This is a genomic window from Streptosporangium sp. NPDC049046, from assembly GCF_040649155.1.
Lineage (GTDB): Bacteria > Actinomycetota > Actinomycetes > Streptosporangiales > Streptosporangiaceae > Streptosporangium.
On sequence record NZ_JBEZEZ010000012.1, the window covers coordinates 14,845 to 29,193 of the forward strand.

A 14,349-nucleotide genomic window follows, 5' to 3' on the forward strand; every position below is an offset into this window, starting at 1 on the left:
CCGACACGGTACGCCGGGAGATCCTTAGGCGCGAGTGTCACCGTGCGGTACGGCCGTGCCGTCGTCCTGTGGCGACTCGGTGAGATGGGCGGTCCTTCCCACCACGTAGGCGGCGACCGCCGCCGTCACCACCTGGTAGACGGCGACCAGGACGATGACACCGGCGATCTTCCAGCTGGGGTCGCGCAGCCACATGGCGAGCAGGATGAGGTGCAGGCCGAGCACCTGGGGTTTGGTCGCCGCGTGCATGCGCGCCAGGGTGCCGGGGAACCTGACCATGCCGACCCCCGCCGCGAACGCCAGCGTCGCCCCCAGCAGCAGGCAGACGGCCGCGGCCACGTCCATCGCGGCGCTCACCGGGCACGTCCCGAAAAGAACCTGGCCAGCGAGACCGAGCCGACGAATCCCAGCAGGGAGAGCACCAGCAGCACGGGCAGCACGGAGTACTCCCGGTAGACGGCCGCCCCCGCACCGACCGCGCAGATGACGACGGCGGTGAGTACGTCCAGCGCGACGGCGCGGTCCAGCATCGTCGGGCCGCGCACCAGCCGGTAGAGCGTCATCGCCGCCGCGACGGCGAGCATCGCCAGAACGATCAGGTAAACCGTCGTCATCGCACCTCCTCCTGGTCCGCTCGGGTACCGAAGGCGGCCACGATGCGCTTCTCCAGCCGGGTCACGTCGTCCTGGGTGATCCGGCGGACCGTCTCCAGGTCGCCGGAGATGCCGAGCACGTGGAGCAGGAGCTTCTTGTCTTGGGTGTTCGCCTCCAGCACCAGGCTGCCCGGCAGCGCCGACAGCGCCACCGTCACCAGTACCACCATCGGCTCCGACGAGGTGCGCAACCTCACCTCGACGATCTGGATCGGCGGTGGTTTGCCCAGCCTCAGCGCCCAGAAGATCACTCGGGAGCTGGAGATCACCATGTCCCGCATGAAGCGGACGATGAACCACGCGATGCCGAGGGGATGGAACCGGATGCCGGTGTCCTGGAGCGGCAGGGGCATCAGCCACACGAGGAGCAGCCCGACCAGCAGGCCCCCGAGCACGTTGCCCACGCTCAGGTCGCCCCAGAGCATCAGCCAGATCAGCGTCAGCCAGAGCACCTGCGGCAGCGGCACGGGCCTGCCCAGCAGCTTCAGCACCGTGAACGCCGGACGGGACTCGCTCATCGCCCACCGCCGAGCACCGCGGAGATGTACGGTTCGCGGGCCAGGAGTTCCTCCGCGGCCCGCTCGGACAGAGCGTGCAGCGGACCGGCCAGGACGGTGAAGGACAGGGCGAGCGCCACCAGGGCGGCCGTGGAGGCGAACATGAGCTTCGGCAGGGTGACGGAGGTGACGATCGCCTCGTTCCCGTTCCCGTTCGTGACCGGCGCCCCCTTCGGGTCCTCTCCGTCACCGTTCTCCTGGGTCTCCAGCACGGTTCCCCCCTCGGTGACCATTCCCTCGGGCGGCACCCGCCAGAACGCCTTGTTCCAGGTCGTGGCCACCGCGTACAGGGTGAGCAGGCTGGTGACCAGTCCTCCGGCGACCAGGATCATCGCCATCGGGCTACCGTCGGCCACCCCGGCCTGGATCAGCCCGAGCTTGCCCAGGAAGCCTGATAACGGCGGGATGCCCGCCAGGTTCATCGCGGGCACGAAGAAGAGCACCGCGATGACGGGTGACAGTTTCGCCAGGCCGCCGAGTCTGTCCAGGGAGGTGGTGCCGGTGCGGCGTTCGATCATGCCGGTCACCAGGAACAGGCTCGTCTGCACGGTGATGTGGTGGGCCACGTAGAAAACGGCGCCCGCCATCCCCTGGGCGCTGAACAGGGCGACTCCGAACACCATGTAGCCGATATGGCTGACCAGGGTGAAGGACAGCATTCGTTTTATATCGCTCTGCGCCACCGCGCCGAGCACCCCGACGAGCATGGTCAGCAGCGCCGCCCACATCAGCAGGTTGCTCACCGGCCCCCAGGGGAAGAGCAGCGCCTCCAGGCGGATGATCGAGTAGACGCCGACCTTGGTGAGCAGACCGGCGAAGAGCGCCGTCGCGGGAGCGGGCGCGGTCGGATACGAGTCGGGCAGCCATGCCGACATCGGGAAGATCGCGGCCTTGACCGCGAAGACCAGCAGGAGCATCAGCTCGATCAGCAGCCTGATGTGCTCGGGCAGGACCGCGAACCGCTCGGCCAGCTGCGCCATCGACACGGTGCCCGTGGCGCCGTAGGTCACCGCGATCGCGACGAGGAAGAGCAGTGAGGAGGCGAGTCCCACCACCGTGTAGGTGGCGCCCGCCCGGATGCGGGACTCGGTCCCGCCGAAGGTGAGCAGCACGTACGAGCCGCCGAGCAGCATCTCGAACCCGACGAAGAGGTTGAACAGGTCACCGGAGAGGAAGGCGTCCGACACTCCGGCGACCATGATCAGGTAAGCCGGGTGGAAGATCGAGAGCGAGGCCTTGTAGTCCTGGTCCGCCCATGACTGGGAGAGGGAGTAGATCATCACGCAGAGCGTCACCGCGGAGGAGACCGCGAGCATCAGCGTGGAGAGCCGGTCGGCGACGAGCGCGATGCCGATCTGCGCGCTCCAGCCCCCGATATGGGCCACCAGCGGGCCGTCCTGGTCCGCCGCCCACAGCAGGATCAGCGAGACGACCAGCACCACCGCGAGCGTGCCCACGCTGATCAGCGCCTGGAGCTTGCGCAGCCTGCTGCCGATGGCCAGCTTGAGGCCGACGGCGAGCAGTGGCAGCACCACGGGCACCGGGATGAGTGCCTCCATCAGTCCTCCTCCCCCTCGAGCTCGGGATCCTGCGCCCTGGCCTGTCGCGCCCGGTCCTCCCGGATCGCGGCGCGCATCTGCCTGCGGGCGTCGCGCTGTCGGACGCGGAGCCGCTTGCGGATCTCACGCTCGCGCGTGGCCTGCTCGCGCTCTCTGCGGGCGAACTCGGCACGCACCTCACTGAGGCGGCTTTCCCGCTCCTCCTTGGAGAGGTCCTCGGCCTGCTGGGCCTCGGCGAACCGCTCGGCAAGCCGTTCCGCGGACAACTCGTCGTTCTTGTGCGCCTGCAGCCAGCGGCCCAGGTCGGCGTTGACGTCGAGGATCCGCTGCTCCAGTTCTTCGGCCTCCCTGCGTTCCCACTCGTTGTGTTCCTCCTCCAGCCGGGCCAGCTCGGCGCGCTGCTCAAGGACGAGCTGCTGGTAGGCCGCCTGACGGTCGAGTACGGCCTGGCTCAGCTCGCCCCGCCTGGCACGCAGCCGCACCCGGCGGTCCTCGGTGTCGTCCTGCACCTCGTCGGCTCCGGTGAGCTGCCAGGACCTGTGGATCATGCCGAGCAGGAAGGCGGTGACGCCCAGCGTGATGACGATGGCGGTGAGCACCATGACCTGCGGCAGCGGGTCGGCCATCCGCTCCGGCTCCGTCGTGCCCAGGATCGGTGGCGCTCCCGGCGGCCCGCCCACGGTGAGGATGAGCAGGTTCACCCCGTTGCTGAGCATGATGACGCCGGCGAGCAGCCGGACCAGGCTTCTCTCCAGCAGCAGCGTGACTCCCGCGGCCACGAGCACGGCGACCACCAGGAGCGGCACTACGGGCGCGGTCACCGGCTCTCCTCCTCGTCGATCTGCCGATCCAGCTCGGAGCCCAGGCTGCGCAGGATGTCCCGCACCATGCCGATCACCGTGATGTAGACGCCGATGTCGAACAGGAGCACCGTCGACAGGTGCAGCTTGCCGACCAGCGGGACGTACAGATCGGCGGCGAGCATGTCCAGCGCCCCTGCGCCCGCGACCAGCCCCACCAGCGCGGTGAGCGTGGACAGCAGGAGGCCCAGACCGATCAGCACCCCGGGGGCTGCCGGCACGGCGGCGGCCAGCTCGTGCCTGCCTCCGGCGAGATAGCGCAGGACCAGCGCGAGACCGGCCACGATGCCTCCGGCGAACCCGCCGCCCACCGCGCTGTGCCCGGTGAACAGCAGGAAGATCGAGACCAGCATCACGGTGTGGAAGGTCACCCTGGCGACGAACTCCAGGATCACCATCCGCTGTCCGGCGGGCTGGGTGTTCGCCAGCCAGTACGTCCTGGGCTTCTCCTCGTCGGCTCTCTGCTGCGGGGGCTGCGTCGCGTGCGCCCGGCTGCGCAGGAAGACCAGGCCGGTCATGCCGAGGGTGAGGACGACGAGGACGGAGCTCTCCCCCATGGTGTCCCAGGCTCTGATCTCGACGAGGAGCGCGCTCACGATGTTGGCGGCCCCCGCCTCCTGCGCCGCCTCGGCCATCAGCGTGCCGACCGGTATCGCCTGCCGCGCGTTCATCGCGAACATGCCGGCCCCGGCCACCACGAGACCGCTCACGATGCCGAGGGTGAGCCGCACGCCGAACGACAGCCGGCCCCGGTCCTCCCTCGGCCCGAGGGGAAGTCTCCGCAGCACCAGCACGAACACGACCAGGCTCAGCGTCTCGACGAGGAACTGGGTGAGCGCGAGGTCGGGCGCGCCGTGGACGAGGAAGAGCAACGCCGTGCCGTACCCCGTCAGGCCGGCCAGCAGCACGAGCACGACGTGCGAGCGCATCCGGAGCGCGACGGCCGCCGCGGCGACGATGAGCACGCCGATGACGGGCTGCTCGATGCGGTCCCAGACCACCATGTCCAGCCCGAGGTCGAATCCGGGGCCGTAGCTCAGTGAGAAGACCCCCACCGCCGCCACCGAGACGAACGCGATCGTGAGGTAGTCGGGCAGCGAGCCGCGCTGGACGACGCCGGTCAGCTGCAGGGAGAAGCGTTCCAGCCCGCGGACCAGTGCCCAGTAGGACCGGCCGGAGTCGATCACGTGCAGGGACTCCCCGACCCGCGCCACCGGTTCCCTGAACCGGAACAGGAGCGCTCCGCCCGCCAGCGCGAGGGCCGAGAGCAGCAGCGGCACCAGGGCGCCGCTCCACAGCGCGAGGTGGGTGCCGTGACCGGGCCCGGCGAAGGTGTCGGTGTAGCTCTCCATCGCCCCGCCGTACAGGGCGGCGAACGGGGCGGCGGCGAGGCCGAGCGCGGAGAGCAGCGCGGGCGGCACGAACTCCGCGGCGCCGAAGGAGCGCACGTCCACCGGCTCGACACCGGGCTTGGCGGCGAAGGCGCCCCACACGAAACGCGCGCTGTAGCCGGCGGTGAGCGCGGAGCCGAGGACGACCCCGGCGAGCACCGCCGTGTCGATGCCCCGCCCGGTCATCAGCGACTCGAAGGCCGCCTCCTTGCCGACGAACCCCAGGAACATCGGGATGCCGGCCATCGAGGCGGCGGCCCCGGTGCCGACCACGGCCAGCCAGGGCGCCGAACGCCGCAGACCGCTCAGCTTGCGCAGGTCGCGGGTGCCGGTGGAGTGGTCGATGACGCCGACGACCAGGAAGAGGGAGGCTTTGAACAACGCGTGCGCGAGCAGCATCCCGACCCCGGCGATCGCGGCGTCGCGGGTGCCCGCGCCGAACAGCACCGTCAGGAAACCCAGCTGGCTCACCGTGCCGTAGGCGAGCAGCTTCTTGAGGTCGTGCTCGCGCAGCGCCCGCCAGGCGCAGAACAGCATGGTGAGCAGGCCCAGGGGTACGGCGGTCCACCACCAGGCGGCGAGTTCCCCGAAGGCGGGGCCCAGGCGGGCGAGCAGGTAGACGCCCGCCTTCACCATCGCCGCGGCGTGCAGGTAGGCCGAGACCGGGGTCGGCGCGGCCATCGCGGCGGGCAGCCACATGCTGAACGGGAAGACCGCCGACTTCGACAGCGCTCCGACCAGGATCAGCACCACCGCCACCGCCGTCAGACCGCCGGACGGCGGGCTCTGCACGATCTGCGAGATGCGGTACGTTCCCGCCGACTCGCCGAGTATGATCATGCCGCCCAGCATCGCGAGGCCACCGGTGGTGGTGACGATCAGCGCCTGCATCGCGGCCCTGCGGCTGCTTCTGCTCGCGGGGTCGTGACCGATCATCAGGTAGGAGAAGACCGTGGTCAGCTCCCAGAAGACGAACAGCAGCAGCAGGTCGTCCGCGACCACGAGCCCGAGCATCGCCCCGGCGAAGGCGACGAGCACCCCGGCGAACAGGCCGAGCCCTTCGGCGCCCGCGGAGAAGTAACGCGAGCAGTACAGCACGACCAGGGTGCCCACGCCGGTGACCAGGGCCATCATGAGCAGGGCGAGCGCGTCGACGCGGAAGGAGAGTCCCATGCCGAGGCCGGGCGCCCAGTCGTGGTGCGACTCGACGGGGATGCCGGTGAGGGCGATCCAGATCGTGTAGACGAATCCGCAGGCGGGTGGCGCGGCGAGCAGGAAGAACGCGTTCCTGCCGAAGCGGCGTACCAATGCCGGAGCGAGCATCGCCGCCACGGCGTGCAGGATCAGCAGCGGCTCCATGTTCCCCCGTGACCCGTCGTGGCAGACGTACGCCAGGATCCTAGAAGGCCCGACTTTGACAGGTCAAACTCGCGGGCCGCCTGGCCGGGGAGCGCCCGCTCTCCACCGAGCCATGATCGACTCCATGAGCATTCCTGCTGGCAGGGCCATTCACATCTCCGGCGGCGCGGGCGAAGGAAACGATCATCCTGCTCCGGCTGTGAGCGACATCACCGCTTTCCGCCGCCACGGCCGAGCAACCAGCCGATCACCGCGCCGCCGAGCGCGACGCCCGCGCCCATCCCGAAGGCGGCCAGGAGCGACCAGGCGGGGACTCCCGACTTGGTCTCCCTGGGCGGGACCGGGCGCTCGAAGACGTGCGCGGCTCCGGCCTGGCCCGCCCCGGCCGACGATGCCGGCGTGGCGGACGAGAGGGCGGCGGGTGCGGCGAGCGATGATTCGCCGCCCGGCGCGATCTCGGCGAGGGCGTGGCCGGCGGGAACGGCGGGAACCCCTCCGGAGGCGAGATGGCTCTCCACCGCGGAGAAGAACTCCCCCGCGGTCTTCCTCGCGACGGAGCCGAGCATGCGCTGGCCGACGCCGCCGATCATGCCCCCGATCACGGCCTCGGCGTCGTAGTCGACCCGGGTGCCGCCCTCGACCTCGCTGAGGCGGATCTCCACGGTGGCGTCCACGGTTCCCGGAGCGCCCTGGCCCCGGGCCCTGAGCACGAACCGTTCCGGCGCCTCGGGGTCCGACAGGGCGACCTCGCCCTGGTAGACGCCCTTGATGGAGGCCACCCCCGCGGTGACGGTCATCCGGTAGGTGTCCGGCCCCGTCTCCTCAAGGCGCTCGCACCCCGGGATCGTGCGTACGAGCACGGCCGGGTTCTGGAGCGCTGACCACACACGATCTCTGTCGATGCCGAGCACGGCACTGCCTGCGAGCTTCACACCAAGCACCATAGGCAATCGCCGGTCGGGCGGATAACAGCAACATCTGCCCGCCGCCGCGCCCCGCCCTTGTCAGTGCTGTGTCAGTGCTGCGCCGACGCCGTGGACGCCGCCTCGGCGTCCCGGGCGGGGCCTTCGCGCCTGCGGAGCGCGGGGCCCCGCACGGGACGGGCCGAACGCGAGGCCCCGCGGGACGGGCCGAACCGACCGATCCGAACCGGACTAGCCGGGCGCGGGACTCTTCACCCGCAGGGACTCGCCCACGTCGTGCAGGTGGCGCAGCGCCTGCGCGTACGAGCTGACGATCCCGGACTCCAGGTAGTCGACCCCCACTTCCTCGCAGTACGCCCGGACGATCGGCTGGGCGCGGCGCAGGTTGGGCATCGGCATGCTTGGGAAGAGGTGGTGCTCGATCTGGTAGTTGAGCCCGCCGAGGACGACGTCGAGGAGCACGCCGCCGCGCACGTTGCGCGAGGTCAGCACCTGGCGCCGCAGGAAGTCGAGCTTGTCCTCGCCCCTGAGCATCGGCATGCCCTTGTGGTTGGGGGCGAAGGTGCAGCCCAGGTAGACGCCGAAGATCGCCTGGTGCAGGAGGAAGAAGACCACCGCCTTGGCGGGAGACAGCACCGCGAACAGCGCGCCCACGTACAGGACGGCGTGCACGACCAGCAGCGAGGCCTCCAGCACGCGGTTCTTCATCGTCGGGCGCGCCAGCGCCCGGACGCTGGACACGTGGAGGTTGAACCCCTCGAGCGTGAGCAGCGGGAAGAACAGGAACGCCTGCCAGCGGCCCATGAACCTGGGCAACCCCTTGCTGACGGCGGCCTGTTCGGGTGACCAGAGCAGGAAGTCGGGGCTGACGTCGGGATCGTGGTCCTCGTGGTTGGGATTGGCGTGGTGACGGGTGTGCTTGTCCATCCACCAGCCGTAGCTCATGCCGATGGCGAGGTTTCCCGCCACCAGTCCGGCGAGCTGGCTGGAGCGGCGGGAGCGGAAGACCTGACGGTGGGCCAGGTCGTGGGCGACGAGCCCGATCTGGGCGAACACCACCGCGAGGAAGGCCGCCACCAGCAGCTGGTACCACGAGTCGCCGAGGGCGAAGAAGGCGGCCCAGCCGCCGACGAAGGCCGCGGCGACCAGGCCGAGTCGCGCGGCGTAGTAACCGGGGCGCCGGTCGAGCAGACCGGCTTTGGCGATCCGGCGCGACAGGCGGGCGAAATCACTGCCCCGCTCCCCGTTTGCCGGGATGGCGGGAAGGTCCTCGTCATCGATCGCGGTTGAGTTGGACACGCTTCTCCTCAAATGGGCCGGATCATTCGACATGATTGCGTCAGCAAGGAGGGGCACAGATCTGCGTCAACCAAGCAGGACGGCCATCTTAGGATTGCGCGGTAGCTGTGATCACAAACCCCCGCTTCCACCCCAGCTTGTGGTAGTGCTGACCCTACCCCGGCAAATATACGGATTTAGGGGTTGCCGCAGGGTAGTCATGGAAGTAATCACATTCGCCGCTTTCAGCGGCGTTAGGCCGGGCTCCCGGCTGCTGGCAGGATGGTCGCCCATGGCATCGGGGACATACTGGACGGTCAGAACGGCGGCGGCGACGGCTCTGGCGGTGAGCGCCGGGTGTGCCACCGGCCTCGACGGTGCGGGCGAGGACGGTGCCACCTCCGCGCCGGGCGCCTCCCGAGCCTCGAAGCCCACCCCAGGAGAGCAGGCGGTGAGACCGACAGGACCTCCCGGGGTGAGGCCCAGGCCGGGCGAGGTGGGCAGGATCCCCCGCCCCGGCGACGGCCTGCCTCCGGTGATCAGCTCCATTCCCACCAAGCGGAAGGTCGTCTTCCTCACCATCGACGACGGCTGGGAGCAGGATCCCGGTTTCGTGGCGCGAATCCGGGACCAGCGGATTCCCGTGGCGGCCTTCGTCACCCGCGACGCCGTGGAGGCGAAGGGCGCGGCCGACCCGACCGCACAGGGCGGCAGATACCTCGGTGCGGGCAAGTGGGGGTACGTGCGCGACCTGCGCGACGCGGGGGCGACGATCGAGAACCACACGCTGACCCACCCGAACCTGCCGGCGCTCGGCTACGAGGGCCAGAAGGCCGAGATCTGCGGCGTCTCCAAGCTGATCCGCAGGCACACCGGCACCACCCCCACCCTGTTCCGCCCGCCGTTCGGCAACCACAACACCCTCACCCGCAGGGCCGCCAAGGCCTGTGGCATCGACGCGCTCCTGCTCTGGACCGCGACCGTGCAGCCGGGCGGGAAGATCGCCTACCAGGTGCCCGACAAGAAGCTCCGCCCCGGAGACGTCCTGCTGCTGCACTTCCGTCCGAACCTCGCCCGCGACTTCGGGATCCTCGTCGCGAAGATCAAGCGCCGGGGTTTCGAGATCGGCAACCTCGACGCGTATCTGGAGGCCGCGACCCGCTGAGCGATCTCGGCGCACAGCGGGAGGCCGCGGCCCACCGAGTGATCTCGGCCGCGTACCGGACAGCGGGTCCACCGCCTCGGCCGCGTACCGGACAGCGGGTCCACCGCCCGGCGTAACCCTCCAAGCGATCTCGGCCGCGTACCGGACAGCGGGTCCACCGCCCGGCGTACCCGGAAATCCCCCAGGAGACGGACGTCCCGGAGAGGGCGCCCGGCCCATCATTGAGCCACGCCCCGAGGGGAAGCGGGCGCGGGGATCGCCGGGCCCGGCAGAACACATGTCCTGCGCGCGAGGGGCGCCCGAGAGGGGATTCTCGGGGGCACGAGGAAGATCCGGCGTCGCGAGCCGACAGAGACGATCTTGGTTCGACGGAGAAGTGCGGTCTCCCACCGGGCCATGTGACAAAGATCGCAGCGGTTCGCGGCGCCTCTCCCTCCCGTTGCTCTACAAGCCGTAGTACTACTAGAAGTAGAACTACGAGTCGTAGAGCTCCTGGCCCGCGAAGGGAACGCAAGGGGAAGATGGACGCACTAGACCTGGCCCGGTGGCAGTTCGGGGTGACCACCGTGTACCACTTTCTGTTCGTACCCCTCACGATCGGTCTCGGCGTCTTCGTGGCCGGCCTGCAGACCGCCTGGCACCGGACGGGCAAGGAGCACTACCTGCGGCTCACGAAGTTCTTCGGAAAGCTCTTCCTGATCAACTTCGCGATGGGCGTGGTGACCGGCATCGTGCAGGAGTTCCAGTTCGGCATGAACTGGAGCGAGTACTCGATCTTCGTGGGCGACGTCTTCGGCGCGCCACTCGCCCTGGAGGCACTGCTCGCGTTCTTCCTGGAGTCGACCTTCATCGGCCTGTGGATCTTCGGCTGGGACAGGCTCCCCAAGCGCGTCCACCTCGCCACCATCTGGGCCGCGGTCATCGGGTCCAACCTGTCGGCGTACTTCATCCTCGCCGCCAACGCCTGGATGAAGCACCCGGTCGGGTACGAGGTGGTCGACGGCAAGGCCAGGATGACGGACCTGTGGGCGGTGCTCACCAACTCCGCGGCGCTCGCCCAGGTGCCCCACGTGATAGCCGGGGCCTTCGTCGTGGCGGGCGGCTTCGTCCTCGCGATCTGCGGCTACCACCTCCTGCGCGAGCGCCGCACCGGTGCCGGCGCGCTCCCGGGTGCCGGCACGGCCTCGGTGACGGCGCCGCGTGGCGGCCCGAGCATCTGGCGGACCCCGATGCGGGCCGCGCTGCTGATGACGGCGATCGCCGGGGCCCTCGTCGCGGGCAGCGGCGACATGTCGGCCAAGCTGCTGTACGAGCAGCAGCCCATGAAACTCGCCGCCGCCGAAGGACTGCGGCACGACACCGCCGGCGCGGCGTTCTCGCCCGTCCCCGGGATCGAGGTGCCCATGCTGCTCAGCTTCCTGTCCACCGGCGACCCGAACGCCGTGGTCCAGGGCACCGAGGACCTGCAGGCGCGGTACGAGGAGCGGTTCGGCCCCGGTGACTACCGGCCCAACCTGCCGGTGGTCTTCTGGTCCTTCCGCGTGATGATCGTCTTCGGTCTGTCCACGGTGGCCCTTTCCGTGCTCGGTCTCTGGCTCACCCGCCGCAGGCGGCGCGGCACCCCCCTCGCCCCCCGGGAGATTCCCACCTGGTTCGCCCGGTTCTGCGTGCTCGCGTTGCCGCTGCCGACCGTCGCGATGATCGCCGGTTGGCTGCTCAGCGAGATCGGCCGCCAGCCGTGGACCGTCCAGGGCGAACTGCTCACGGCCGCGAGCGTCTCGCCGGGCGTCAGCCTGGCCGAGGTGGCCGTCTCGCTCGCGGTCTTCACGGCGCTGTACGGCGCGCTCGCGCTGGCCGAGGCGGTACTGCTCACGCGCCACGTCAAGGCGGGGCCCGAGCCCGCCGCCCCCGCCGCTCCCCTCGCGCCGCCGCCCTCGCGCGACGACGAGGACGCGGACGCCCGGCTCCAGCCGACCCTCATGTACTGAAGGCGACGACGATGGAACTCACCACCTTCTGGTTCGCGGTCATCGCGTTCCTGTGGACCGGCTACTTCGTGCTGGAGGGCTTCGACTTCGGCGTGGGCATGCTGGTACCCGCACTGGCGAGGAACGAGGCCGAACGCAAGCAGGTCCTGGGCACGATCGGCCCGGTCTGGGACGGCAACGAGGTCTGGCTGATCACCGCGGTCGGCGCCATGTTCGCCGCCTTCCCCGCCTGGTACGCCGGACTGCTCAGCGAGTTCTACCTGCCGATCGTGCTGGTCCTCGTCGGGCTGATCGTGCGCGGCGTCGGCCTGGAGTGGCGCGGCAAGGTCCAGCACGCCTCCGACCGCGTCTGGTGCGACCTGGGCGTGCTCGTCGGCAGCGCCCTGCCCGCGTTCCTGTGGGGCGCGGTCTTCGCCGATCTGCTGCGGAGCAGCGCGGCGGCCGCCCTCGTCGGCGGAGTGTTCTCGCTCTCGGTGTGCGTGCTGCACGGGGCGGTGTTCGTCGCGCTCAAGACCACGGGACCGGTGCGCTCCCGTGCCCGGCGCGCCGCCCTGATCGCCTCCGTGGTGGCACTGCCCGCCGCGGTGGCGGCGCTGTCGAACATTCCCGTCGCGACCACGGCGATCGGCGCGTGGTCGGCGGCCCCGTGGCTGTGGGCGGCCTCGCTCGCCGCGATGGCGGCCCTCGCCGCCGGGATCGCGCTCACCTGGCGCGGCCGGGACGGCTGGGCCTTCGCCGCCACGGCCTCGTCCATCGCGCTGGGCGGCGCCGCCCTCTTCGGCGCCCTGTGGCCCGCCCCTTTCCCCGGCCTCACCGTCGCCGAGGCCGCCTCAGGCCCGTACACGCTGGGCGTGCTGACCTGGATCGGCCTCATCGCGCTGCCGTTCGTGCTCGGCTACCAGGCCTGGTCGTACTGGGTCTTCCGCAAGCGCCTGGTCGCCGAGGTCTCCTGAGAACACCGGCCACCCCGACCCGGCCGCCCCAGGCAGCCGCCTCAGTGCAGGCCGAGCCTGGCGAGCGGCTCGACGAGTTCCCTCTCCTCGTAGGACAGGTGCGACAGGAGCGTGTCGCTCAGCAGGTCCATCGCGCCCCGCAGGGCCTTGTGACCGTCGGGTTCGGAGACGAAGGCGACCAGCGCCCGGTCGACGTCTTCGAGGACCTCGTGGATGACGTGGTGCTCCTGCTCCAGCCGGTCGACGACGGGCACCAGCCCGGGGTCCGCGCGGCGCAGACGAGGGAAGAGGCTCTGGTCCTCGATGGTGTGGTGGGTCGTGACGACCCGGCAGTAGGACTCGCAGTACGCGCCGACCGTCCAGTTGTTCTGGCGCATCGTCATCGTGTTGATGTGGGAGCGCGCGATGCCGGGATCCATGGCTCCGGAGGTGACCTCTTCGACGAGCCGCCGGATCTCGGCCAGTTCCTGGCGGAGGTGGTCGTGGACGTCGACGAGATGGCGTCCCGCCGCCTGCTCCCCGGGGGTGTAGGTGCGGGCCGGGTCGGGAGCGGGACCGGTGGGCCGGGTGGTCTCGTCCCAGACCTGGACATCGGAGAGCCGGGTGCCGTCGTCCGGGGTCGGCGTGACCCCCAGGGCGGGAGGGACCCCGCCCCCGGGAGCGGCGACGGCGGCGGGCGCGGGGTGGGCGGGGACGTCCGGTGACACGCTCCGCGCGATCGCCGCACTCACCCCGGTGGACCGGCCCGCGCCGGTGGCCGCAGGCGAACCGGCACGCTCGGCGTCCACGAGTTCGCGTACGGCGGGGACGACCTCGGCGGCGAACCGCCGGATGTCGTCGGGGTCGTCGCTCGCGAGGATGTAAGCGCTCATCCCCTGGTCCAGGGTGAGCTCGGCGAGCTGCTCGGCCCACACGCCCGCGGGTCCCTGGAGGAAGGCGCGGCCGGAGCCGGTGAAGGTGCCGCCGATGTTGTACAGACGCCGGATGTCGGCGGGTGAGCGTCCCGCGCCGAGAGCGGCCTCGTCGATGATCGCGTTCATCGCCGGGAGTGCGTCCAGGCCGGCGTAGGCGTGACTGGGCAGCCAGCCGTCCGCGAGCCTGCCGGTCATGTCGAGCATGCGCCTCTTGTAGGCCCCCAGCCAGATGCCGACGTCGTGGACGGGGGCCGGGCCGGGGTGTGCTCCCCGCACGCGGTGGTGATCGCCGTCCACCCGCACGGCTTTGCCCCCTGCCTTCCACATGGCCCGGATGACCTCGATGCCCTCCTCAAGCGCGTCGACCCCCTGGGCCGCGGTCAGCCGCGGGCCACCGAGAGCGGCGATACCGTCCCAGAAGGCGCCCGCTCCCAGCCCGAGCTCGACGCGGCCACCGCTGAGGATGTCCAGGGTCGCGACGCTGCGGGCGAGCACCGCGGGCGGGCGCAGGGGCAGGTTCGCCACGTTCGGCGACACCCGCAGCGTCGAGGTGCCGGCCGCGATGACCGAGAGCAGGGTCCACGTGTCGAGGAACCGCGCCTGGTACGGATGGTCCTGCACGGTCACCAGGTCCAGCCCCACCTGCTCGGTGAGCCTGGCGAGCGCGACGACCCTCTCGGCCTGGTCGGCCACCGGTGTCAGGAATGTCCCGAACAACAACTCGTGCCGGTAGTCGGGCATGTCTCTCC

The 14,349-nt window shown here is 70.5% G+C and carries 12 protein-coding genes; 3 read left to right on the forward strand and 9 right to left on the reverse strand.

From position 1 onward, the window contains the following. Positions 1-24: 24 nt before the first annotated feature. The 8 genes from mnhG to AB0B96_RS18680 form a co-directional block, all read right to left on the reverse strand. Positions 25-357 (reverse strand): monovalent cation/H(+) antiporter subunit G, encoded by a 333-nt coding sequence (gene mnhG, locus AB0B96_RS18645; RefSeq protein ID WP_362900118.1) that lies wholly within the window; start codon positions 355-357, stop codon positions 25-27. Beyond that, entirely contained in the window at positions 354-614 is a 261-nt protein-coding gene (locus AB0B96_RS18650; RefSeq protein WP_362900120.1) for a monovalent cation/H+ antiporter complex subunit F, read from the reverse strand. Before AB0B96_RS18650 ends, mnhG begins: the two co-directional genes overlap by 4 nt. After that, complete coding sequence (locus tag AB0B96_RS18655; protein ID WP_362900122.1) at positions 611-1,171, reverse strand: Na+/H+ antiporter subunit E; 561 nt, start codon at positions 1,169-1,171, stop codon at positions 611-613. The genes AB0B96_RS18650 and AB0B96_RS18655 overlap by 4 nt, the downstream gene beginning before the upstream one ends. Further along, entirely contained in the window at positions 1,168-2,769 is a 1,602-nt protein-coding gene (locus AB0B96_RS18660; RefSeq protein WP_362900124.1) for a Na+/H+ antiporter subunit D, read from the reverse strand. The genes AB0B96_RS18655 and AB0B96_RS18660 overlap by 4 nt, the downstream gene beginning before the upstream one ends. Then, positions 2,769-3,590, reverse strand: a complete 822-nt coding sequence (locus AB0B96_RS18665) for a Na(+)/H(+) antiporter subunit C (protein WP_362900126.1) — start codon at positions 3,588-3,590, stop codon at positions 2,769-2,771. The genes AB0B96_RS18660 and AB0B96_RS18665 overlap by 1 nt, the downstream gene beginning before the upstream one ends. Beyond that, a complete protein-coding gene (locus tag AB0B96_RS18670; RefSeq protein ID WP_362900128.1) occupies positions 3,587-6,379 on the reverse strand; it encodes a Na+/H+ antiporter subunit A in 2,793 nt (930 codons plus the stop codon). The genes AB0B96_RS18665 and AB0B96_RS18670 overlap by 4 nt, the downstream gene beginning before the upstream one ends. 209 nt (positions 6,380-6,588) lie before the next feature. Beyond that, positions 6,589-7,311: a carbon monoxide dehydrogenase subunit G gene (locus AB0B96_RS18675; RefSeq protein WP_362900130.1), complete on the reverse strand. Its 723-nt coding sequence runs from the start codon at positions 7,309-7,311 to the stop codon at positions 6,589-6,591. A gap of 222 nt (positions 7,312-7,533) precedes the next feature. Beyond that, positions 7,534-8,520 carry an acyl-CoA desaturase gene (locus AB0B96_RS18680; protein ID WP_350946855.1) on the reverse strand — a complete coding sequence of 329 codons (987 nt, stop codon included), beginning with the start codon at positions 8,518-8,520 and terminating at the stop codon, positions 7,534-7,536. A gap of 352 nt (positions 8,521-8,872) precedes the next feature. Between AB0B96_RS18680 and AB0B96_RS18685 the strand changes: the two genes are divergently transcribed. The 3 genes from AB0B96_RS18685 (at position 8,873) to cydB (ending at position 12,686) form a co-directional block, all read left to right on the forward strand. Next, positions 8,873-9,745 (forward strand): polysaccharide deacetylase family protein, encoded by an 873-nt coding sequence (locus tag AB0B96_RS18685; RefSeq protein ID WP_362900132.1) that lies wholly within the window; start codon positions 8,873-8,875, stop codon positions 9,743-9,745. A gap of 521 nt (positions 9,746-10,266) precedes the next feature. Continuing rightward, positions 10,267-11,733, forward strand: a complete 1,467-nt coding sequence (locus AB0B96_RS18690) for a cytochrome ubiquinol oxidase subunit I (protein ID WP_350946754.1) — start codon at positions 10,267-10,269, stop codon at positions 11,731-11,733. Between the two features lie 11 nt (positions 11,734-11,744). Beyond that, the gene (gene cydB, locus AB0B96_RS18695; protein WP_362900135.1) at positions 11,745-12,686 is read left to right on the forward strand and encodes a cytochrome d ubiquinol oxidase subunit II; all 942 of its coding nucleotides are present in this window, start codon (positions 11,745-11,747) and stop codon (positions 12,684-12,686) included. Positions 12,687-12,727: 41 nt separating this feature from the next. On the opposite strand, the gene AB0B96_RS18700 is transcribed toward cydB, so the two are convergent. Continuing rightward, positions 12,728-14,341 carry an LLM class flavin-dependent oxidoreductase gene (locus AB0B96_RS18700; RefSeq protein ID WP_362900137.1) on the reverse strand — a complete coding sequence of 538 codons (1,614 nt, stop codon included), beginning with the start codon at positions 14,339-14,341 and terminating at the stop codon, positions 12,728-12,730. Positions 14,342-14,349: the final 8 nt, after the last annotated feature.